The sequence below is a fragment of the Escherichia ruysiae genome, assembly GCF_031323975.1.
Classification (GTDB): Bacteria; Pseudomonadota; Gammaproteobacteria; order Enterobacterales; family Enterobacteriaceae; genus Escherichia; species Escherichia ruysiae.
This window is the reverse complement of record NZ_JAVIWS010000001.1, coordinates 3365108-3387495: the sequence shown is the minus strand read 5'-3', so window position 1 is coordinate 3387495 and position 22388 is coordinate 3365108. Positions and strand designations below refer to the sequence as shown.

The following is a 22388-nucleotide window of genomic DNA, read 5'->3' as shown; positions in this document are numbered from 1 at the left end:
GGATTAAACGTGCGCATTTAATAATTCATTTATATATTTGATGCATTAATTCTTAACATTAATCGATCAATAATATTCATAAAATCAATATCAAAACATTCACTCAAAATATAATTCAATACAAATCATCAGGATAGATAGGGTAAAGAATAAATTTCCCTCCTTCTTACCTCATTGATTAAATGCCATAAATTATTCTGAAGTATGTCCACCAATGAAAGGTATGTGTGGTTAAGCAGAAATTAATATCGACTGTTTTAACCCGCGCAGCACAATTAGCTAATTCAACTCATGCAGAACTCACACTGACGGGACGTTTTTGTTGCGTCAGGGTTGACATCCGTTTTTGTATCCAGTAACTCTAAAAGCATATCGCATTCATCTGGAGCTGATTTAATGACTCACATCGTTCGCTTTATCGGTCTACTACTACTAAACGCATCTTCTTTGCGCGGTAGACGAGTGAGCGGCATTCAGCATTAAGCCAGCACGCAGTCAAACAAAAAACCCGCGCCATTGCGCGGGTTTTTTTATGCCCGAAGCGAGGCGCTCTAAAAGAGATAAGGACCCAAACCATGAGCCAGCAAGTCATTATTTTCGATACCACATTGCGCGACGGTGAACAGGCGTTACAGGCAAGCTTGAGTGTGAAAGAAAAACTGCAAATTGCGCTGGGTCTTGAGCGTATGGGGGTTGATGTGATGGAAGTTGGTTTCCCCGTCTCTTCGCCGGGCGATTTTGAATCGGTGCAAACCATCGCCCGCCAGATCAAAAATAGCCGCGTATGTGCGTTAGCCCGCTGCGTGGAAAAAGATATCGACGTGGCGGCCGAATCCCTGAAAGTCGCCGAAGCCTTCCGTATTCATACCTTTATTGCTACCTCCCCAATGCACATCGCCACCAAGCTGCGCAGTACGCTGGATGAGGTTATCGAACGTGCTATTTATATGGTGAAACGCGCACGTAATTACACTGATGACGTTGAGTTTTCTTGTGAAGATGCCGGACGCACACCGATTGCCGACCTGGCGCGAGTGGTCGAAGCGGCAATTAACGCCGGCGCCACCACCATCAACATTCCGGATACCGTGGGCTACACCATGCCGTTTGAGTTCGCCGGAATCATCAGCGGCCTGTATGAACGTGTACCGAACATCGATAAAGCCATTATTTCCGTGCATACCCACGACGACTTAGGCCTGGCGGTCGGCAACTCACTGGCGGCGGTACATGCCGGAGCGCGGCAGGTAGAAGGCGCGATGAACGGGATCGGCGAGCGTGCCGGTAACTGTTCGCTGGAAGAAGTGATCATGGCGATTAAGGTACGTAAGGATATTCTCAACGTCCACACCGCCATTAATCACCAGGAAATATGGCGCACCAGCCAGCTAGTTAGCCAGATTTGTAATATGCCGATCCCGGCAAACAAAGCCATTGTCGGCAGCGGTGCGTTCGCACACTCCTCAGGTATTCACCAGGATGGTGTGCTGAAAAACCGCGAAAACTACGAAATCATGACACCAGAATCTATTGGTCTGAACCAAATCCAGTTGAATTTGACCTCTCGTTCCGGTCGTGCGGCGGTGAAACACCGCATGGATGAGATGGGATATAAAGAAAGTGAATATAATTTAGACAACCTGTACGACGCGTTCCTGAAACTGGCAGATAAGAAAGGTCAGGTGTTTGATTACGACCTGGAGGCGCTGGCCTTCATCGGTAAACAGCAAGAAGAACCGGAGCATTTCCGTCTGGATTACTTCAGCGTGCAGTCTGGCTCTAACGATATCGCCACCGCCGCCGTCAAACTGGTCTGTGGCGAGGAAGTAAAAGCGGAAGCCGCCAACGGCAACGGCCCGGTCGATGCCGTCTACCAGGCAATTAACCGCATCACTGACTACAACGTCGAACTGGTGAAATACAGCCTGACCGCCAAAGGTCACGGTAAAGATGCGCTGGGTCAGGTGGATATTGTCGCCAACTACAATGGTCGCCGCTTCCACGGCGTCGGCCTGGCCACTGATATTGTCGAGTCCTCCGCCAAAGCGATGGTACACGTGCTGAACAATATCTGGCGCGCCGCAGAAGTCGAAAAAGAGTTGCAACGCAAAGCTCAACACAACGAAAACAACAAGGAAACCGTGTGATGTCGAAGAATTATCATATTGCCGTATTGCCCGGAGATGGGATCGGGCCGGAAGTGATGACCCAGGCGCTGAAAGTGCTGGACGCCGTGCGCAACCGCTTTGCGATGCGCATCACCACCAGCCATTACGATGTAGGCGGCGCAGCCATTGATAACCACGGGCAACCACTGCCGCCTGCGACGGTTGAAGGTTGTGAGCAAGCCGATGCTGTGCTGTTTGGCTCAGTTGGTGGCCCGAAGTGGGAACATTTACCACCAGACCAGCAACCGGAACGCGGCGCGCTGTTGCCTTTGCGTAAGCACTTCAAATTATTCAGCAACCTGCGTCCGGCAAAACTGTATCAGGGACTGGAAGCGTTCTGCCCGCTGCGAGCAGACATTGCCGCTAACGGCTTCGACATCCTGTGCGTGCGCGAACTGACCGGCGGCATCTATTTCGGTCAGCCCAAAGGCCGCGAAGGTAGCGGACAATATGAAAAAGCATTTGATACCGAGGTGTATCACCGTTTTGAGATCGAACGTATCGCTCGCATCGCGTTTGAATCTGCCCGCAAGCGTCGCCACAAAGTGACGTCGATCGATAAAGCCAACGTGCTGCAATCCTCTATTTTATGGCGGGAGATCGTTAACGAGATCGCCATTGAATATCCGGATGTCGAACTGGCGCATATGTACATCGACAATGCCACCATGCAGCTGATTAAAGATCCATCGCAGTTTGACGTTCTGCTGTGCTCCAACCTGTTTGGCGACATTCTTTCTGATGAGTGCGCGATGATCACTGGCTCGATGGGGATGTTGCCTTCCGCCAGCCTGAACGAGCAAGGTTTTGGTCTGTATGAACCGGCGGGCGGCTCAGCACCAGATATCGCAGGCAAAAACATCGCCAACCCGATTGCGCAAATTCTGTCGCTGGCGCTGCTGCTGCGCTACAGCCTGGATGCCGATGATGCGGCTTCCGCCATTGAACGCGCCATTAACCGCGCATTAGAAGAAGGCATTCGCACCGGGGATTTAGCCCGGGGCGCTGCCGCCGTTAGTACCGATGAAATGGGCGATATCATTGCCCGCTATGTGGCTGAAGGGGTGTAATCATGGCTAAGACGTTATACGAAAAATTGTTCGACGCTCACGTAGTCTACGAAGCTGAAAACGAAACCCCTCTGTTATATATCGACCGCCATCTGGTACATGAAGTGACCTCACCGCAGGCGTTCGATGGCCTGCGCGCCCACGGCCGCCCGGTGCGTCAGCCAGGTAAAACCTTCGCCACCATGGATCACAACGTCTCTACCCAGACCAAAGACATTAATGCCTGCGGTGAAATGGCGCGCATCCAGATGCAGGAACTGATCAAAAACTGCAAAGAGTTTGGCGTTGAGCTGTATGACCTGAATCACCCGTATCAGGGGATCGTCCACGTGATGGGGCCAGAACAGGGTGTCACCTTGCCGGGGATGACCATTGTTTGCGGTGACTCACATACCGCCACTCACGGCGCGTTTGGCGCACTGGCGTTTGGTATCGGTACTTCCGAAGTTGAACACGTACTGGCAACGCAAACCCTGAAACAGGGTCGTGCGAAGACCATGAAAATTGAAGTCCAAGGCAAAGCTGCGCCTGGCATTACCGCGAAAGATATCGTGCTGGCGATCATCGGTAAAACCGGCAGCGCAGGCGGCACCGGGCATGTGGTGGAGTTTTGCGGCGAAGCAATCCGTGATTTAAGCATGGAAGGCCGCATGACTCTGTGCAATATGGCAATCGAAATGGGTGCGAAAGCTGGTCTGGTTGCGCCGGACGAAACCACCTTTAACTATGTCAAAGGCCGTCTTCATGCGCCGAAAGGCAAAGATTTCGACGACGCCGTCGCCTACTGGAAAACCCTGCAAACCGACGAAGGCGCAACTTTCGATACCGTTATCACTCTGCAAGCAGAAGAGATAGCCCCACAGGTGACCTGGGGAACTAACCCAGGACAGGTGATCTCCGTTAACGAGAATATCCCTGATCCCGCTTCGTTTGCCGATCCGGTTGAACGCGCGTCGGCAGAAAAAGCGTTGGCCTATATGGGACTGAAACCGGGTATTCCGCTGACCGAAGTGGCTATCGACAAAGTGTTTATCGGCTCCTGTACCAACTCACGTATTGAAGATTTACGCGCGGCGGCGGAAATCGCCAAAGGCCGGAAAGTCGCGCCAGGCGTACAGGCACTGGTGGTTCCCGGCTCCGGTCCGGTAAAAGCCCAGGCAGAAGCGGAAGGTCTGGACAAAATCTTTATTGAAGCCGGTTTTGAATGGCGCTTGCCTGGCTGCTCAATGTGTCTGGCGATGAACAACGACCGTCTGAATCCGGGCGAGCGTTGTGCCTCTACCAGCAACCGTAACTTTGAAGGCCGCCAGGGGCGCGGCGGGCGCACGCATCTGGTCAGCCCGGCAATGGCGGCCGCCGCTGCCGTGACCGGACATTTCGCCGACATTCGCAACATCAAATAAGGAGCACACTATGGCAGAGAAATTTATCAAACACACAGGCCTGGTGGTTCCGCTGGATGCCGCCAATGTCGATACCGATGCGATTATCCCGAAACAGTTTTTGCAGAAAGTGACGCGCACTGGTTTTGGCGCGCATCTGTTTAACGACTGGCGTTTTCTCGATGAAAAAGGCCAACAGCCAAACCCGGACTTTGTGCTGAACTTCCCGCAATATCAAGGGGCTTCCATTTTGCTGGCGCGAGAAAACTTCGGCTGCGGTTCCTCGCGTGAGCACGCGCCGTGGGCGTTGACCGATTACGGTTTTAAAGTGGTGATTGCGCCGAGTTTCGCCGATATCTTTTACGGCAACAGCTTTAATAACCAGTTGCTGCCGGTGAAATTAAGCGATGAAGAAGTGGACGAGCTGTTTGCCCTGGTGAAAGCCAATCCGGGGATTCACTTCGATGTGGATCTGGAGGCGCAAGAGGTGAAAGCGGGAGAGAAAACCTATCGCTTTACCATCGATGCCTTCCGCCGCCACTGCATGATGAATGGTCTGGACAGCATCGGTCTGACCCTGCAGCACGACGACGCCATTGCGGCTTATGAAGAGAAGCAACCGGCGTTTATGCGTTAGTTTGTACACCGTCCGGCACTCAATCGCTAAAAAGAAAAAAGCCAGCAGGTATTCACTGCTGGCGTGGCGATTAACACCAATACTCAGTCACACATGATGTCTGCAAATCAGTAGTCAGAATCACTCCCCTCCCACTGCATCTTGTTCTTCAGGCATAGCTAAACGTTGTAGAACACTTAACCCGCGAAGCCAGCACATCTTCTCTGTCACGATAAAATAGTGCCGCTAAAACTGACGCATGGGATACCTCATTGCTTCATCGTTAAGAATTATTGACTTAATATAGGGAAAATAAAATTGCTGACTTTTGCGCAGGAGTTCCCCTTTTATGCCATCTGCTCGTCTGCAACAACAGTTCATCCGCCTGTGGCAATGCTGTGAGGGTAAATCTCAGGAGACAACGCTGAACGAACTGGCGGAGTTATTGAGCTGCTCCCGTCGTCATATGCGCACCCTGCTCAACACCATGCAGGATCGCGGCTGGCTGACGTGGGAAGCGGAAGTCGGGCGCGGCAAACGCTCGCGTTTAACGTTCCTCTATACCGGGCTGGCGCTACAACAACAGCGGGCAGAGGATCTGCTGGAGCAGGATCGCATCGACCAACTGGTACAACTTGTCGGTGATAAAACCGCCGTGCGGCAAATGCTGGTTTCTCATCTGGGGCGTAGCTTCCGCCAGGGGCGACACATCCTGCGCGTCCTCTACTATCGTCCGTTGCGCAACCTGCTGCCTGGCAGCGCATTACGCCGTTCCGAAACGCATATCGCCCGGCAAATCTTCAGCGCGTTAACCCGCATAAATGAGGAAAATGGGGAACTGGAAGCGGACATCGCCCACCACTGGCAACAAATTTCCCCGCTTCACTGGCGCTTCTTTTTACGTCCGGGTGTCCATTTTCATCATGGTCGTGAACTGGAAATGGACGACGTGATCGCCTCATTGAAACGGATCAATACGCTGCCGCTCTATTCGCATATTGCTGAAATTGTATCGCCGACGCCCTGGACGCTGGATATCCATCTCACGCAGCCAGACCGCTGGTTGCCGTTACTGCTGGGGCAAGTTCCGGCGATGATCCTGCCGCGTGAATGGGAAACCCTCAGCAACTTTGCCAGCCATCCCATCGGCACCGGTCCGTATGCGGTAATGCGTAACAGCGCCAATCAACTGAAAATTCAGGCATTCGATGACTTCTTCGGTTATCGCGCGCTAATCGACGAGGTTAACGTCTGGGTCTTGCCGGAAATTGCCGACGAGCCAGCCGGAGGGCTGATGCTGAAAGGACCACAGGGCGAGGAAAAAGAGATTGAAAGCCGTCTGGAGGAAGGTTGCTACTATTTACTGTTCGACAGCCGCACCCATCGCGGGGCGAATCAGCAAGTCAGAAACTGGGTAAGCTATGTGCTTTCTCCGACCAATCTGGTTTATTTCGCCGAGGAACAGTACCAGCAACTGTGGTTCCCGGCTTATGGAATGCTCCCCCGCTGGCACCATGCCCGCCCGACACATTGCGAAAAACCAGCCGGACTGGAACATCTCACCCTGACCTTTTACCAGGATCATATTGAACATCGGGTCATTGCCAGGATCATGCAGCAGATTCTGGCAAGTCACCATGTCACGCTGGAAATCAAAGAGATCAGCTACGATCAGTGGCACGAAGGTGAGATTGAAAGCGACATCTGGCTTAACAGCGCCAACTTTACGCTACCGCTAGATTTTTCGCTGTTCGCGCACTTGTGCGAGGTGCCGTTGCTACAACACTGTATTCAGATCGACTGGCAAGCCGACGCCGCCCGCTGGCGCAATGGCGAGATGAATCTGGCGAACTGGTGCCAGCAACTGGTCGCCAGCAAAGCAATGGTGCCGCTGATCCATCACTGGCTGATTATTCAGGGGCAACGCAGTATGCGCGGCCTGCGCATGAATACCCTCGGTTGGTTCGATTTTAAATCGGCGTGGTTTGCGCCGCCGGATCCATGATTGCTGGTTGATAACAAAATCACTACACTAACGCCGTTCTCAACGGGGTGCCACGCAGACGCGTGCGCTGAGAAAATACCCGTCGAACCTGATCCGGATAACGCCGGCGAAGGGATTTGAGGCTCCTTCTCAAGTCCTTTGCCACTCTTTTTTGAGGTGCAAAGTGTTAAAAAAATGTCTTCCCCTGCTGTTGCTGTGCACAGCGCCCGTTTTCGCTAAACCCGTTCTGACTGTTTATACCTACGACTCCTTCGCCGCCGACTGGGGGCCTGGTCCGGTGGTTAAAAAAGCCTTTGAAGCCGACTGTAACTGCGAACTGAAACTGGTGGCGCTGGAAGATGGTGTCTCACTGCTCAACCGTCTGCGGATGGAAGGCAAAAACAGCAAAGCCGATGTGGTGCTGGGGCTGGATAACAATCTGTTAGATGCCGCAAGCAAAACTGGGCTGTTTGCTAAAAGCGGTGTGGCAGCGGATGCCGTTAACGTTCCCGGCGGCTGGAATAATGACACGTTCGTACCGTTTGATTACGGTTATTTCGCCTTCGTCTATGACAAGAACAAACTAAAAAATCCGCCGCAAAGCCTGAAAGAGCTGGTTGAGAGCGATCAGAACTGGCGAGTGATTTATGAAGATCCGCGTACCAGTACGCCGGGGCTAGGTCTGCTGTTGTGGATGCAAAAAGTCTATGGCAATAACGCCCCGCAAGCCTGGCAGAAACTGGCGAAAAAAACCGTCACGGTAACGAAGGGCTGGAGCGAAGCCTACGGCCTGTTTTTAAAAGGCGAAAGCGATCTGGTACTGAGTTATACCACCTCTCCGGCTTATCACATTCTCGAAGAGAAGAAAGATAACTACGCCGCCGCGAACTTCAGCGAAGGTCACTATCTGCAGGTGGAAGTCGCCGCCCGCACCGCTGCCAGCAAGCAGCCGGAGCTGGCGCAAAAATTCCTCCAGTTTATGGTTTCTCCGGCTTTCCAGAATGCGATCCCAACCGGCAACTGGATGTATCCGGTGGCAAACGTCGCGCTGCCTGCCGGATTTGAACAACTGACCAAACCAGCAACCACGCTGGAATTCACGCCAGCCGAAGTGGCGGCACAACGTCAGGCATGGATTAGCGAATGGCAACGCGCCGTCAGCCGTTAATTCCCGGTTGGTTAATTCCAGGTGTAAGCGCCGCTACGCTTGTGGTGGCGGTTGCACTGGCGGCGTTTCTCGCCCTGTGGTGGAACGCGCCGCAGGGTAGCTGGGCGGCAATCTGGCAGGACAGCTACCTGTGGCATGTGGTGCGCTTCTCCTTCTGGCAGGCGTTTCTCTCGGCGTTGCTCTCTGTCGTACCCGCAATATTCCTTGCCCGCGCGCTTTATCGCAGGCGCTTTCCGGGTCGGCTGGCGCTGTTACGTCTGTGCGCAATGACCTTGATCCTCCCGGTGCTGGTTGCTGTTTTCGGCATTCTTAGCGTCTATGGTCGCCAGGGCTGGCTGGCAACACTCTGCCAATCGCTCGGTCTGGAGTGGACCTTTTCGCCCTACGGCCTGCAAGGCATTTTGCTGGCCCATGTGTTTTTTAATCTGCCGATGGCTAGCCGTTTATTACTTCAGGCACTGGAAAACATTCCCGGCGAACAACGTCAACTTGCCGCACAGCTTGGGATGCGCGGCTGGCATTTCTTTCGTTTCGTCGAATGGCCGTGGTTACGGCGACAAATCCCGCCGGTTGCCGCGCTTATCTTTATGCTCTGTTTCGCCAGCTTCGCCACCGTGCTATCACTGGGCGGCGGTCCGCAGGCGACCACTATCGAGCTGGCTATTTATCAGGCGCTGAGTTACGACTACGATCCTGCCCGCGCGGCGATGCTGGCGCTGATCCAGATGGTGTGTTGCCTTGGGCTGGTGCTGCTGAGTCAACGACTAAGTAAGGCCATTGCGCCCGGCACCACGCTGCTGCAAGGCTGGCGCGACCCGGACGATCGTCTGCATAGCCGCATTTGCGACACTGTGTTAATTGTGCTGGCGCTGCTGCTGTTGCTGCCACCGTTACTGGCGGTGATCGTCGATGGGGTAAATCGCCAGTTGCCGGAAGTGCTGGCACAACCGGTGCTGTGGCAGGCGCTGTGGACCTCGTTGCGTATTGCGCTGGCGGCAGGTGTATTGTGTGTAGTGCTGACCATGATGCTGCTGTGGAGCAGTCGCGAACTGCGGGCGCGGCAAAAAATACTGGCGGGTCAGGCGCTGGAGATGAGCGGCATGTTGATCCTCGCCATGCCGGGTATTGTACTGGCAACGGGTTTCTTTTTGCTGCTCAACAATACGACTGGCCTGCCGCAATCTGCTGACGGCATTGTGATTTTCACCAATGCGTTAATGGCGATCCCTTACGCGCTGAAGGTACTGGAAAATCCGATGCGCGATATCACCACCCGCTACAGCATGTTGTGTCAGTCGCTGGGCATTGAAGGCTGGTCGCGCTTAAAAGTGGTGGAGCTGCGCGCCCTGAAACGTCCACTGGCGCAGGCGTTGGCCTTTGCCTGCGTGCTGTCGATTGGTGATTTTGGCGTGGTGGCGTTGTTCGGTAACGACGATTTCCGCACCCTGCCGTTTTATCTCTACCAGCAAATTGGCTCTTATCGCAGCCAGGACGGTGCGGTCACCGCGTTAATTCTGCTGCTGCTCTGTTTTCTGCTGTTTACCGTGATTGAAAAACTACCGGGGCGAAATGTTAAAACTGACTGATATCACCTGGCTTTACCACCATTTGCCGATGCGTTTTAGCTTAACGGTGGAACGCGGCGAGCAGGTGGCGATCCTCGGGCCAAGCGGCGCGGGTAAAAGTACCCTGCTGAATTTGATCGCCGGTTTTCTGACGCCAGCCAGCGGTTCGCTGACTATCGACGGCGTTGATCACACCACGACGCCACCGTCACGCCGTCCGGTATCGATGCTGTTTCAGGAGAACAACCTGTTCAGCCACCTGACGGTCGAGCAGAACATCGGGCTGGGGCTAAATCCGGGATTGAAACTGAACGCGGCACAGCAGGGGAAAATGCACGCTATCGCCCGCCAGATGGGGATTGATAATTTAATGGCGCGGTTACCGGGCGAGCTTTCCGGCGGTCAGCGGCAGCGCGTAGCGTTAGCGCGTTGTCTGGTACGCGAACAGCCGATTTTATTGCTTGATGAACCGTTCTCCGCGCTCGATCCGGCGTTACGTCAGGAGATGTTGACGCTGGTGAGCACGAGCTGCCAGCAGCAAAAAATGACGCTGTTGATGGTATCGCACAGTGTGGAAGATGCGGCGCGGATCGCCACGCGCTCGGTGGTGGTCGCCGACGGGCGCATCGCCTGGCAGGGTAAGACTGATGAGTTGTTGAGCGGTAAGGCGAGTGCTTCGGCGCTGTTGGGAATTACAGGTTAAAAGCGCACGGACAGTCCCCTCGCCCCTCTGGGGAGAGGGTTAGGGTGAGGGGAACAAACCAGCGCCGGTGCAAACTATCCCCTAAACCCCAACCACTTTACGCAAAATATCGATATACACCGGCATCAACGGATGGCGAATTAACACCACCAGCGCCACCACGCCAGTGGCAGATATCAACGGTGTCAGCCACAACAAATGACCACGCGACAAATAATGACTTAAACGGTCAGTTGCTTTACCGCTGCGCCATAACCGCCAACACAGCCAGCCGCCAACCCACAAAAACACCGCCGTCGCCAGCAACAGCCACTTAAACTCACCGCTCTGCATCCCGGCAGGAATATCAATCGCCGCGCCCGCCAGAATCCCCGGCAGGAAGTAAAACGGCGGCCACAACAAACAGCCGATAATATTTGGCGTGATAAATTTCGCCACCGGCAGATCCAGCATCCCCGCCACCATTGGCACCAGCGGACGCGTCGGGCCGACAAAACGACCGACCAGAATGGTGAACATGCTGTGCTGATGCAGCGCATGTTCGGTTTTGTCGAGTAGTGCTTTGTTTTTCTTCAGAAATGACCAACGATGCAACGGCTTTTTAAAACGCCAGCCCAGCCAGAAGGAGATCCAGTCGCCCATCAGGCAGCCAATAATCCCTGCCAGCCAGGCGTGCCAGAAACTTAACTCGCCACTGCCAATCAGCGCCCCCAGCCCCGCCATCAGCACCGTACCGGGTAGAATCAACCCGACCAGCGCCAGCGACTCCAGAAAAGCCACCAATAACACCGCCATCAATGAGTACACGGTGGATTGGGTAATAAAGTGTTCCAGCAATGCTTGCATAATGTGCCTGTCAAAGGGACGAAGCAGGGATTCTGCAAACCCATTGCCACTCCGTCAAGCCATCAATTGTCTGATTCGTTACCAGTTATGACAACCTGACAGCTACATCATTCACTTTTTCTTCACAACCAGCACGGAACTCACTAGGGCTCGCCCCGGTACATTTTTTAAATACCCTGGAAAAATAGAGTTGATCATCAAAGCCAACATTGCGCCCGACGGTGGCGATAGGCATCCGGGTGGTGCTCAAAAGCAGCTTCGCCTGACTAATGCGCTGGTCCTCGCGCCAGCTTAAGACGCTAATCCCTAACTGCTGGCGGAACAGATGCGACAGACGCGACGGCGACAGGCAGACATGCTGCGCAACGCTGGCGATATCAAAATTGCTGTCCGCCAGGTGATCGCTGATGTACTGACAAGCCTCGCGTACCCGATTATCCATCGGCGGATGGAGCGACTCATTAATCGCTTCCATACGCCGCAGTAACAATTGCTCAAGAAGATTTATCGCCAGCAATTCCGAATAGCGCCCTTCCCCTTGCCCGGCGTTAATGATTTGCCCGAACAGATCGCTGAAATGCGGCTGGTGCGCTTCATCCGGGCGAAAGAAACCCGTATTGGCAAATATTGACGGCCAGTTAAGCCATTCATGCCAGTAGGCGCGCGGACGAAAGTAAACCCACTGGTGATACCATTCACGAGCCTCCGGATGACGACCGTAGTGATGAATTTCTCCCGGCGGGAACAGCAAAATATCGCCCGGCCGGCAGACAAATTCTCGTCCCTGATTTTTCACCACACCCTGTCCACGAATGGTGAGGTTGAGAATATAGCCTTTCATTCCCAGCGGCCGGTCGATAAAAAAATCGAGATAACCGTTGGCCTCAATCGGCGTTAACCCCGCCACCAGATGGGCGTTAAACGAGTAACCCGGCAGCAGGGGATCATTTTGTGCTTCAGCCATACTTTTCATACTCCCGCCAATCAGAGAAGAAACCAATTGTCCATATTGCATTAAACATCATCAGCATTGCGTCTCTGGTGGGCTATCTTCACTAATCCAACCGGCAACCCCGCTTGTGAAAAGCATTTTGTAACAAGGAGGGACGAAAGCCATGACAAAAACGCGTAACAAAAGTGTCTATAATCGCGGCAGAAAAGTCCACATTGATTATTTGCACGGCGTCACACTTTGCTATGCAATAGCATTTTTATCCATAAGATTAGCGAATACTGCCTGACTGTTTTTATCGCAACTCTCTACTGTTTCTCCATACCCGTTTTTTTTGGATGGAGTGAAACGATGGCGATTGCAATTGGCCTCGATTTTGGCAGTGATTCTGTGCGAGCTTTGGCGGTGGACTGCGCCACCGGTGAAGAGATCGCCACCAGCGTAGAGTGGTATCCCCGTTGGCAGAAAGGGCAATTTTGTGATGCCCCGAATAACCAGTTCCGTCATCATCCGCGTGACTACATTGAGTCAATGGAAGCGGCGCTGAAAACCGTGCTTGCAGAGCTTAGCGCCGAACAGCGCGCAACTGTGGTCGGAATTGGCGTGGACAGCACCGGCTCGACGCCCGCACCGATTGACGCTGACGGTAACGTGCTGGCGCTGCGCCCGGAGTTTGCCGAAAACCCGAACGCGATGTTCGTATTGTGGAAAGACCACACTGCGGTTGAAGAAGCAGAAGAGATCACCCGCTTATGTCACACACCGGGCAACGTTGACTACTCCCGCTATATTGGCGGTATTTATTCCAGCGAATGGTTCTGGGCGAAAATTCTCCACGTTACCCGTCAGGACAACGCTGTTGCGCAATCTGCCGCATCGTGGGTTGAGCTGTGCGATTGGGTGCCAGCCCTGCTTTCCGGCACCACCCACCCGCAGGATATCCGTCGTGGACGTTGCAGCGCCGGGCATAAATCACTGTGGCACGAAAGCTGGGGCGGCCTGCCACCAGCCAGTTTCTTTGATGAGCTGGATCCAATCCTCAACCGTCATTTACCTTCCCCGCTATTCACTGATACCTGGACTGCCGATATTCCGGTGGGCACCTTATGTCCGGAATGGGCGCAGCGTCTCGGCCTGCCTGAAAGCGTGGTGATTTCCGGCGGCGCGTTTGACTGCCATATGGGCGCAGTTGGCGCAGGCGCACAGCCTAACGCGCTGGTAAAAGTTATCGGCACTTCCACCTGCGACATTCTGATTGCCGACAAACACAGCGTCGGTGAACGCGCGGTGAAAGGTATTTGCGGCCAGGTTGATGGCAGCGTGGTGCCTGGATTTATCGGTCTGGAAGCAGGCCAATCGGCCTTTGGTGATATCTACGCCTGGTTTGGTCGCGTACTCGGCTGGCCGCTGGAACAGCTTGCCGCCCAGCATCCGGAACTGAAAGAGCAAATCAACGCCAGCCAGAAACAACTGCTTCCGGCGCTGACCGAGGCGTGGGCCAAAAATCCGTCTCTGGATCACCTGCCGGTGGTGCTCGACTGGTTTAACGGCCGCCGCACACCGAACGCAAACCAACGCCTGAAAGGGGTGATTACCGATCTCAATCTCGCCACCGACGCCCCGGCGCTGTTCGGCGGTTTGATTGCCGCCACCGCCTTTGGCGCTCGCGCGATTATGGAATGCTTCACCGGTCAGGGGATCGCCGTCAATAACGTGATGGCGCTGGGCGGCATCGCGCGGAAAAACCAGGTCATTATGCAGACCTGCTGCGACGTGCTGAATCGCCCGCTGCAAATTGTTGCCTCTGACCAGTGCTGTGCGCTCGGTGCGGCGATTTTCGCTGCCGTCGCCGCGAAAGTGCACGCAGACATCCCATCAGCACAGCAAAAAATGGCCAGTGCGGTAGAAAAAACCCTGCAACCGCGCACCGAACAGGCACAACGCTTTGAACAGCTTTATCGCCGCTATCAGCAATGGGCGATGAGCGCCGAACAACACTATCTTCCAACTTCCGCCCCGGCACAGGCTGCCCAGGCCGTTCCGACTCTATAAGGACACGACTATGACGATTTTTGATAATTATGAAGTGTGGTTTGTCATTGGCAGCCAACATCTTTACGGCCCAGAGACTCTGCGTCAGGTCACCCAACATGCCGAGCACGTCGTTAATGCGCTGAATACTGAAGCGAAACTGCCCTGCAAACTGGTGCTGAAACCGCTGGGCACCACGCCGGATGAAATCACCGCTATTTGCCGCGACGCCAATTACGACGATCGTTGCGCCGGTCTGGTGGTGTGGCTGCACACTTTCTCCCCGGCAAAAATGTGGATCAACGGCCTGACCATGCTCAACAAACCGTTGCTGCAATTCCACACCCAATTCAACGCGGCGCTGCCGTGGGACAGCATCGACATGGACTTTATGAACCTGAACCAGACCGCGCACGGCGGCCGCGAGTTCGGCTTCATCGGCGCGCGTATGCGTCAGCAACATGCCGTCGTTACCGGTCACTGGCAGGATAAGCAAGCGCATGAGCGTATCGGCTCCTGGATGCGTCAGGCGGTATCTAAACAGGATACCCGTCATCTGAAAGTCTGCCGTTTTGGCGACAACATGCGTGAAGTGGCGGTCACTGACGGCGATAAAGTTGCCGCACAGATCAAGTTCGGTTTCTCGGTGAATACCTGGGCGGTTGGCGATCTGGTGCAGGTGGTAAACTCCATCAGCGATGGCGATGTTAACGCGCTGGTCGATGAGTACGAAAGCAGCTACATCATGACGCCTGCCACACAAATCCACGGCGAAAAACGGCAGAACGTGCTGGAAGCGGCACGTATTGAGCTGGGGATGAAGCGTTTCCTGGAACAAGGTGGCTTCCACGCGTTCACCACCACCTTTGAAGATTTGCACGGCCTGAAACAGCTTCCGGGTCTCGCCGTACAGCGTCTGATGCAGCAGGGTTACGGCTTTGCGGGCGAAGGCGACTGGAAAACTGCCGCCCTGCTTCGCATCATGAAGGTGATGTCAACCGGTCTGCAGGGCGGCACCTCCTTTATGGAGGACTACACCTATCACTTCGAGAAAGGTAATGATCTGGTGCTCGGCTCCCATATGCTGGAAGTCTGCCCGTCGATCGCCGCAGAAGAGAAACCGATCCTCGACGTTCAGCACCTTGGCATTGGCGGTAAAGACGATCCTGCCCGCCTGATCTTCAACACCCAAACCGGCCCTGCGATTGTCGCCAGCTTGATTGATCTCGGCGATCGTTACCGTCTGCTGGTTAACTGCATCGACACGGTGAAAACCCCGCACTCCTTGCCGAAACTACCGGTGGCGAATGCGCTGTGGAAAGCGCAACCGGATCTGCCAACCGCTTCCGAAGCGTGGATCCTCGCCGGCGGCGCGCACCATACCGTCTTCAGCCATGCGCTGAACCTGAACGATATGCGCCAGTTTGCCGAGATGCACGACATTGAAATCACGGTGATTGATAACGACACCCGCCTGCCTGCGTTTAAAGACGCGCTGCGCTGGAACGAAGTGTATTACGGATTTCGTCGCTAAGTAGTCGCATCAGGCATTCAACGCCTGATGCGACGCTGACGCGTCTTATCAGGCCTACGCGCTGCGATTTTGTAGGCCGGATAAGCAAAGCGCATCCGGCATTCTTTTCCCCCTCGCCCCTTTGGGGAGAGGGCCGGGGTGAGGGGAAATGACCTCTCTGGAGTCAACATGTTAGAAGATCTCAAACGCCAGGTATTAGAAGCCAATCTGGCGCTCCCAAAACACAACCTGGTCACGCTGACCTGGGGCAACGTCAGCGCCGTTGATCGCGGGCGCGGCGTCTTGGTGATCAAACCTTCCGGCGTCGATTACAGCGTCATGACCGCCGACGATATGGTCGTGGTCAGTATCGAAACCGGTGAAGTGGTTGAGGGCAAGAAAAAGCCCTCCTCCGACACGCCAACTCACCGGCTGCTCTATCAGGCATTCCCGTCCATTGGTGGCATTGTGCATACACACTCGCGCCACGCCACCATCTGGGCGCAGGCGGGTCAGTCGATTCCAGCAACCGGCACCACCCACGCCGACTATTTCTACGGCACCATTCCCTGCACCCGCAAAATGACCGACGCAGAAATCAACGGTGAATATGAGTGGGAAACCGGTAACGTCATCGTAGAAACCTTCGAAAAACAGGGTATCGATGCGGCGCAAATGCCAGGCGTGCTGGTGCATTCTCACGGTCCGTTTGCGTGGGGTAAAAATGCCGAAGATGCGGTGCACAACGCCATCGTGCTGGAAGAAGTCGCTTATATGGGGATTTTCTGCCGTCAGTTAGCGCCGCAGTTACCGGATATGCAACAAACATTGCTGGATAAGCACTATCTGCGTAAGCATGGCGCAAAAGCCTATTACGGCCAGTAATGACTGTATAAAACCACAGCCAGTCAACCAAAACCAGGCTATACTCAAGCCTGGTTTTTTATTGGATTTTCAGCGTGGCGCAGGCAAGTTTTATCTTAACCCGACACTGGCGGGACACCCCGCAAGGAACCGAAGTTTCCTTTTGGTTAGCGACGGACAACGGGCCGTTGCAGGTCACGCTTGCGCCGCAAGAGTCCGTGGCGTTTATTCCCGCTGATCACGTTCCCCGCACTCAACATATTTTGCAGGGTGAGCAAGGATTTCGCCTGACGCCGCTGGCGTTAAAGGATTTTCACCGCCAGCCGGTGTATGGCCTTTATTGTCGCGCCCATCGCCAGTTGATGAATTATGAAAAGCGCCTGCGTGAAGCTGGCGTTACCGTTTACGAGGCCGATGTGCGCCCGCCAGAACGCTATCTGATGGAACGGTTTATTACCGCTCCGGTGTGGGTCGAGGGTGATTTGCGTGATGGCGCTATCGTTAATGCTCGCCTGAAACCGCATCCCGACTACCGCCCGCCGCTCAAGTGGGTCTCTATAGATATTGAAACCACCCGCCATGGTGAGCTGTACTGCATCGGCCTGGAAGGTTGCGGGCAGCGCATCGTTTATATGCTGGGGCCAGAGAATGGCGACGCCTCCTCGCTCGATTTCGAACTGGAATACGTCGCCAGCCGCCCGCAGCTACTGGAAAAACTCAACGCCTGGTTTGCCAACCACGATCCCGATGTGATCATCGGCTGGAACGTGGTGCAGTTCGATCTGCGAATGCTGCAAAAACATGCTGAGAGATACCGCATTCCGCTGCGTCTGGGGCGTGATAACAGCGAGCTGGAGTGGCGTGAGCACGGCTTTAAAAACGGCGTCTTTTTTGCCCAGGCCAAAGGCCGGCTAATTATCGACGGTATCGAGGCGCTAAAATCCGCGTTCTGGAATTTCTCTTCATTCTCGCTGGAAACTGTCGCTCAGGAGCTGTTAGGCGAAGGCAAATCTATCGATAACCCGTGGGATCGGATGGACGAGATTGACCGCCGTTTCGCCGAAGATAAACCTTCGCTTGCGACTTATAACCTGAAAGATTGCGAGCTGGTCACCCAGATCTTCCACAAAACCGAAATCATGCCGTTTTTACTCGAACGGGCGACGGTTAACGGCCTGCCTGTAGATCGCCACGGGGGTTCGGTGGCGGCGTTTGGTCATCTCTATTTTCCGCGAATGCATCGCGCTGGTTATGTCGCGCCTAATCTCGGCGAAGTGCCGCCGCACGCCAGCCCTGGCGGCTACGTGATGGATTCGCGACCAGGGCTGTATGATTCGGTGCTGGTGCTGGACTACAAAAGCCTGTACCCGTCGATCATCCGCACCTTTCTGATTGATCCCGTCGGGCTGGTGGAAGGCATGGCGCACCCCGATCCAGAGCACAGTACCGAAGGTTTTCTCGAAGCCTGGTTCTCGAGGGAAAAACATTGCCTGCCAGAGATCGTAACTAACATCTGGCATGGACGCGATGAAGCCAAACGTCAGGGCAATAAGCCGCTGTCGCAGGCGCTGAAGATCATTATGAATGCCTTTTATGGCGTGCTTGGTACGACCGCCTGCCGGTTCTTCGATCCGCGCCTGGCGTCGTCGATCACCATGCGCGGACATCAGATCATGCGGCAAACCAAAGCGTTAATTGAAGCGCAAGGCTATGACGTGATCTACGGCGACACCGACTCAACGTTTGTCTGGCTGAAAGGCGCACATTCGGAAGAAGAGGCGGCGAAAATCGGTCGTACACTGGTGCAGTACGTTAACGCCTGGTGGGCTGAAACGCTGCAAAAACAACGGCTGACCAGCGCACTGGAACTGGAGTATGAAACTCATTTCTGCCGTTTTCTGATGCCAACCATTCGCGGAGCCGATACCGGCAGTAAAAAGCGTTATGCCGGGCTGATTCAGGAGGGTGACAAACAGCGGATGGTATTTAAAGGGCTGGAAACGGTGCGCACCGACTGGACGCCACTGGCTCAGCAGTTTCAGCAGGAGCTGTATTTGCGCATCTTTCGCAACGAGCCATATCAGGATTATATCCGCGAGACCATCGACAAACTGATGGCAGGTGAACTGGATGCGCGGCTGGTTTACCGTAAACGCCTTCGCCGTCCGCTGAGCGAATATCAGCGTAATGTGCCACCTCATGTACGCGCCGCACGCCTTGCCGATGAAGAAAACCAAAAGCGTGGTCGTCCTTTGCAATATCAGAACCGTGGCACCATTAAATATGTCTGGACCATAAACGGCCCGGAACCGCTGGACTATCAACGTTCACCGCTGGATTACGAACACTATCTGACTCGCCAGCTTCAACCGGTGGCGGAAGGAATACTCCCTTTTATTGAGGATAATTTTGCTACACTTATGACCGGGCAACTTGGGCTATTTTGAGCAAAAAAAAGAGTTCGTCAGATACCATTTTGATGCGTGACGAATCCTTTGCCATCCAGTACCATAGCGCCCTTTCCATTCCTGGACCTGAATAACGCCACTACCACATAAGCCCGGTAGCGGGTAGTTATTGCCTGCAATTAAAGATATAGAGCCGAACACATATGCCTTTTACACTTGGTCAACGCTGGATCAGCGATACAGAAAGCGAATTGGGACTTGGAACCGTTGTCGCGGTGGATGCGCGAACTGTCACTCTGCTTTTCCCATCTACGGGTGAAAACCGTCTGTACGCACGCAGTGATTCCCCCGTGACCCGCGTGATGTTCAACCCTGGTGATACCATTACCAGCCACGATGGCTGGCAGATGCAAGTCGAAGAAGTAAAAGAAGAAAATGGCTTGCTGACCTATATCGGTACTCGCCTGGATACTGAAGAAGCCGGCGTGGCCCTGCGCGAAGTTTTCCTTGATAGCAAACTGGTGTTCAGCAAACCGCAAGACCGCCTGTTTGCCGGGCAGATCGACCGCATGGATCGCTTTGCGCTGCGTTATCGCGCGCGTAAGTATTCCAGCGAACAGTTCCGTATGCCGTACAGCGGCCTGCGCGGTCAGCGTACCAGTCTGATCCCGCACCAGCTCAACATCGCTCATGATGTTGGTCGCCGCCACGCGCCGCGCGTTCTGCTGGCTGACGAAGTGGGTTTAGGGAAAACCATTGAAGCTGGGATGATCCTGCATCAGCAGTTGCTCTCTGGCGCTGCTGAACGTGTGCTGATTATCGTCCCGGAAACTTTACAGCATCAGTGGCTGGTAGAAATGCTGCGCCGTTTCAACCTGCGTTTTGCTCTGTTTGATGATGAGCGTTATGCCGAAGCTCAGCACGATGCTTACAACCCGTTCGATACCGAACAGTTGGTGATTTGCTCGCTGGATTTTGCCCGTCGTAGCAAACAGCGTCTGGAACATCTCTGTGAAGCCGAGTGGGACCTGCTGGTGGTCGATGAAGCGCATCACCTGGTGTGGAGCGAAGATGCGCCGAGCCGTGAATATCAGGCCATTGAACAACTGGCAGAGCATGTGCCGGGCGTTCTGCTGCTGACCGCAACCCCGGAACAGCTGGGGATGGAAAGCCACTTCGCCCGTCTGCGTCTGCTGGACCCGAACCGTTTCCACGATTTCGCGCAATTCGTTGAAGAGCAGAAAAATTATCGTCCGGTTGCGGACGCCGTTGCCATGCTGCTGGCAGGTAACAAACTGAGCAATGACGAACTGAACATGCTCGGTGAGATGATCGGCGAACAGGATATCGAGCCGCTGTTGCAAGCAGCAAACAGCGACAGCGAAGATGCCCAGAGCGCCCGTCAGGAACTGGTTTCGATGCTGATGGATCGCCACGGCACCAGCCGCGTGCTGTTCCGTAACACCCGTAACGGCGTAAAAGGCTTCCCGAAACGCGAGCTGCACACCATTAAGCTGCCGCTGCCGACGCAGTATCAGACGGCTATTAAAGTGTCCGGCATTATGGGCGCACGTAAAAGTGCGGAAGACCGCGCCCGCGATATGCTCTATCCGGAGCGTATTTATCAGGAATTTGAAGGCGATAACGCCACCTGGTGGAACTTTGATCCGCGCGTTGAGTGGCTGATGGGCTATCTGACCAGTCATCGCTCGCAGAAAGTGTTGGTGATCTGCGCCAAAGCCGCCACCGCGCTGCAACTAGAGCAGGTGCTTCGCGAACGTGAAGGTATTCGCGCAGCGGTGTTCCACGAAGGCATGTCGATTATCGAACGTGACCGCGCAGCCGCCTGGTTCGCCGAAGAAGATACCGGCGCACAGGTGCTGCTGTGCTCGGAAATCGGTTCTGAAGGACGTAACTTCCAGTTCGCCAGCCACATGGTAATGTTCGATCTACCGTTCAACCCAGACCTGCTGGAGCAGCGTATTGGTCGTCTGGATCGTATCGGTCAGGCGCACGATATTCAGATCCACGTACCTTATCTGGAAAAAACCGCTCAGTCGGTGCTGGTGCGCTGGTATCACGAAGGTCTGGATGCGTTCGAGCACACCTGCCCGACCGGACGTACTATCTACGATAGCGTGTACAACGATCTGATTAACTACCTGGCTTCACCCGATCAAACCGAAGGCTTTGACGATCTGATCAAAAACTGCCGCGAGCAACACGAAGCCCTGAAAGCACAACTGGAGCAGGGTCGTGACCGCCTGCTGGAGATCCACTCCAACGGTGGCGAAAAAGCCCAGGCACTGGCAGAAAGCATTGAAGAGCAGGATGACGATACCAACCTGATCGCCTTCGCCATGAACCTGTTCGATATTATCGGTATTAATCAGGACGATCGCGGCGACAACATGATCGTGCTGACGCCGTCCGATCATATGCTGGTGCCGGACTTCCCGGGCTTGTCGGAAGACGGTATTACCATCACCTTTGATCGTGAAGTGGCGCTGGCGCGTGAAGATGCACAGTTTATTACCTGGGAGCATCCGCTGATCCGCAACGGTCTGGATCTGATCCTTTCTGGCGATACTGGTAGCAGCACGATTTCACTGTTGAAAAACAAAGCGTTGCCGGTAGGTACGCTGTTGGTGGAGCTGATTTACGTGGTTGAAGCACAAGCGCCGAAGCAGTTACAGCTTAACCGCTTCCTGCCGCCGACGCCGGTACGTATGCTGTTGGATAAAAACGGCAACAACCTGGCGGCACAGGTAGAGTTTGAAACCTTTAACCGTCAGCTTAACGCAGTGAATCGCCACACCGGTAGCAAGCTGGTTAACGCCGTACAGCAAGAGGTTCACGCTATCCTGCAACTGGGTGAAGCGCAGATTGAGAAGTCTGCCCGTGCACTGATCGATGCGGCGCGTAACGAAGCTGACGAAAAACTGTCTGCGGAACTGTCGCGTCTGGAAGCACTGCGCGCAGTGAACCCGAACATTCGTGACGACGAACTGGCCGCCATTGAAAGCAACCGTCAGCAGGTAATGGAAAGTCTGGATCAGGCAGGCTGGCGTCTGGATGCCCTGCGTTTAATCGTTGTGACGCATCAGTAACGGAGCCG

16 protein-coding genes and 1 riboswitch are annotated in these 22388 nt (G+C 54.4%); of the genes, 14 read left to right on the top strand and 2 right to left on the bottom strand.

Annotated elements, in window-relative coordinates; translation table 11 throughout:
- Nucleotides 1-396 precede the first annotated feature (396 nt).
- From leuL to thiQ, 9 genes are all read left to right on the top strand, one after another.
- The gene (leuL, locus tag RGV86_RS16375) at nt 397-483 is read left to right on the top strand and encodes a leu operon leader peptide (protein WP_001300467.1); all 87 of its coding nucleotides are present in this window, start codon (nt 397-399) and stop codon (nt 481-483) included.
- Nucleotides 484-575: 92 nt separating this feature from the next.
- Entirely contained in the window at nt 576-2147 is a 1572-nt protein-coding gene (gene leuA / locus RGV86_RS16370) for a 2-isopropylmalate synthase (protein ID WP_000082869.1), read from the top strand.
- Nucleotides 2147-3238 carry a 3-isopropylmalate dehydrogenase gene (gene leuB / locus RGV86_RS16365; protein ID WP_000042349.1) on the top strand — a complete coding sequence of 364 codons (1092 nt, stop codon included), beginning with the start codon at nt 2147-2149 and terminating at the stop codon, nt 3236-3238. The genes leuA and leuB overlap by 1 nt, the downstream gene beginning before the upstream one ends.
- A gap of 2 nt (nt 3239-3240) precedes the next feature.
- Nucleotides 3241-4641, top strand: a complete 1401-nt coding sequence (leuC, locus tag RGV86_RS16360; RefSeq protein ID WP_001140644.1) for a 3-isopropylmalate dehydratase large subunit — start codon at nt 3241-3243, stop codon at nt 4639-4641.
- A 10-nt stretch (nt 4642-4651) separates the two neighbouring features.
- On the top strand, nt 4652-5257 hold the full coding sequence (gene leuD, locus RGV86_RS16355; protein WP_000818244.1) for a 3-isopropylmalate dehydratase small subunit: 606 nt from the start codon (nt 4652-4654) through the stop codon (nt 5255-5257).
- A 328-nt stretch (nt 5258-5585) separates the two neighbouring features.
- A complete protein-coding gene (gene sgrR / locus RGV86_RS16345; RefSeq protein WP_085460318.1) occupies nt 5586-7241 on the top strand; it encodes a DNA-binding transcriptional regulator SgrR in 1656 nt (551 codons plus the stop codon).
- A 33-nt stretch (nt 7242-7274) separates the two neighbouring features.
- Nucleotides 7275-7374: riboswitch (TPP riboswitch) on the top strand.
- A 30-nt stretch (nt 7375-7404) separates the two neighbouring features.
- Nucleotides 7405-8388, top strand: coding sequence for a thiamine ABC transporter substrate binding subunit (gene thiB / locus RGV86_RS16340; protein WP_024212615.1), 984 nt, complete (start codon nt 7405-7407; stop codon nt 8386-8388).
- A complete protein-coding gene (gene thiP / locus RGV86_RS16335; protein ID WP_085460317.1) occupies nt 8364-9974 on the top strand; it encodes a thiamine/thiamine pyrophosphate ABC transporter permease ThiP in 1611 nt (536 codons plus the stop codon). The genes thiB and thiP overlap by 25 nt, the downstream gene beginning before the upstream one ends.
- On the top strand, nt 9958-10656 hold the full coding sequence (gene thiQ, locus RGV86_RS16330) for a thiamine ABC transporter ATP-binding protein ThiQ (RefSeq protein ID WP_085460316.1): 699 nt from the start codon (nt 9958-9960) through the stop codon (nt 10654-10656). Before thiP ends, thiQ begins: the two co-directional genes overlap by 17 nt.
- Nucleotides 10657-10737: 81 nt before the next feature.
- Here thiQ and RGV86_RS16325 read toward each other — a convergent pair whose 3' ends face one another.
- Nucleotides 10738-11502, bottom strand: a complete 765-nt coding sequence (locus RGV86_RS16325) for a DedA family protein (RefSeq protein ID WP_001148380.1) — start codon at nt 11500-11502, stop codon at nt 10738-10740.
- Between the two features lie 85 nt (nt 11503-11587).
- Complete coding sequence (gene araC / locus RGV86_RS16320) at nt 11588-12466, bottom strand: arabinose operon transcriptional regulator AraC (protein ID WP_016159393.1); 879 nt, start codon at nt 12464-12466, stop codon at nt 11588-11590.
- Nucleotides 12467-12805: 339 nt separating this feature from the next.
- On the opposite strand from araC, the gene araB reads away from it, so the two are divergent.
- The 5 genes from araB (at nt 12806) to rapA (ending at nt 22380) form a co-directional block, all read left to right on the top strand.
- Nucleotides 12806-14506 (top strand): ribulokinase, encoded by a 1701-nt coding sequence (gene araB / locus RGV86_RS16315; protein ID WP_085460315.1) that lies wholly within the window; start codon nt 12806-12808, stop codon nt 14504-14506.
- Between the two features lie 10 nt (nt 14507-14516).
- Nucleotides 14517-16019 (top strand): L-arabinose isomerase, encoded by a 1503-nt coding sequence (araA, locus tag RGV86_RS16310; RefSeq protein WP_000151749.1) that lies wholly within the window; start codon nt 14517-14519, stop codon nt 16017-16019.
- A 168-nt stretch (nt 16020-16187) separates the two neighbouring features.
- Nucleotides 16188-16883 carry an L-ribulose-5-phosphate 4-epimerase gene (araD, locus tag RGV86_RS16305; protein WP_000888701.1) on the top strand — a complete coding sequence of 232 codons (696 nt, stop codon included), beginning with the start codon at nt 16188-16190 and terminating at the stop codon, nt 16881-16883.
- 74 nt (nt 16884-16957) lie between these two features.
- Complete coding sequence (gene polB / locus RGV86_RS16300; protein WP_085460314.1) at nt 16958-19309, top strand: DNA polymerase II; 2352 nt, start codon at nt 16958-16960, stop codon at nt 19307-19309.
- Nucleotides 19310-19473: 164 nt separating this feature from the next.
- Nucleotides 19474-22380: an RNA polymerase-associated protein RapA gene (gene rapA / locus RGV86_RS16295; RefSeq protein ID WP_085460313.1), complete on the top strand. Its 2907-nt coding sequence runs from the start codon at nt 19474-19476 to the stop codon at nt 22378-22380.
- Nucleotides 22381-22388: the final 8 nt, after the last annotated feature.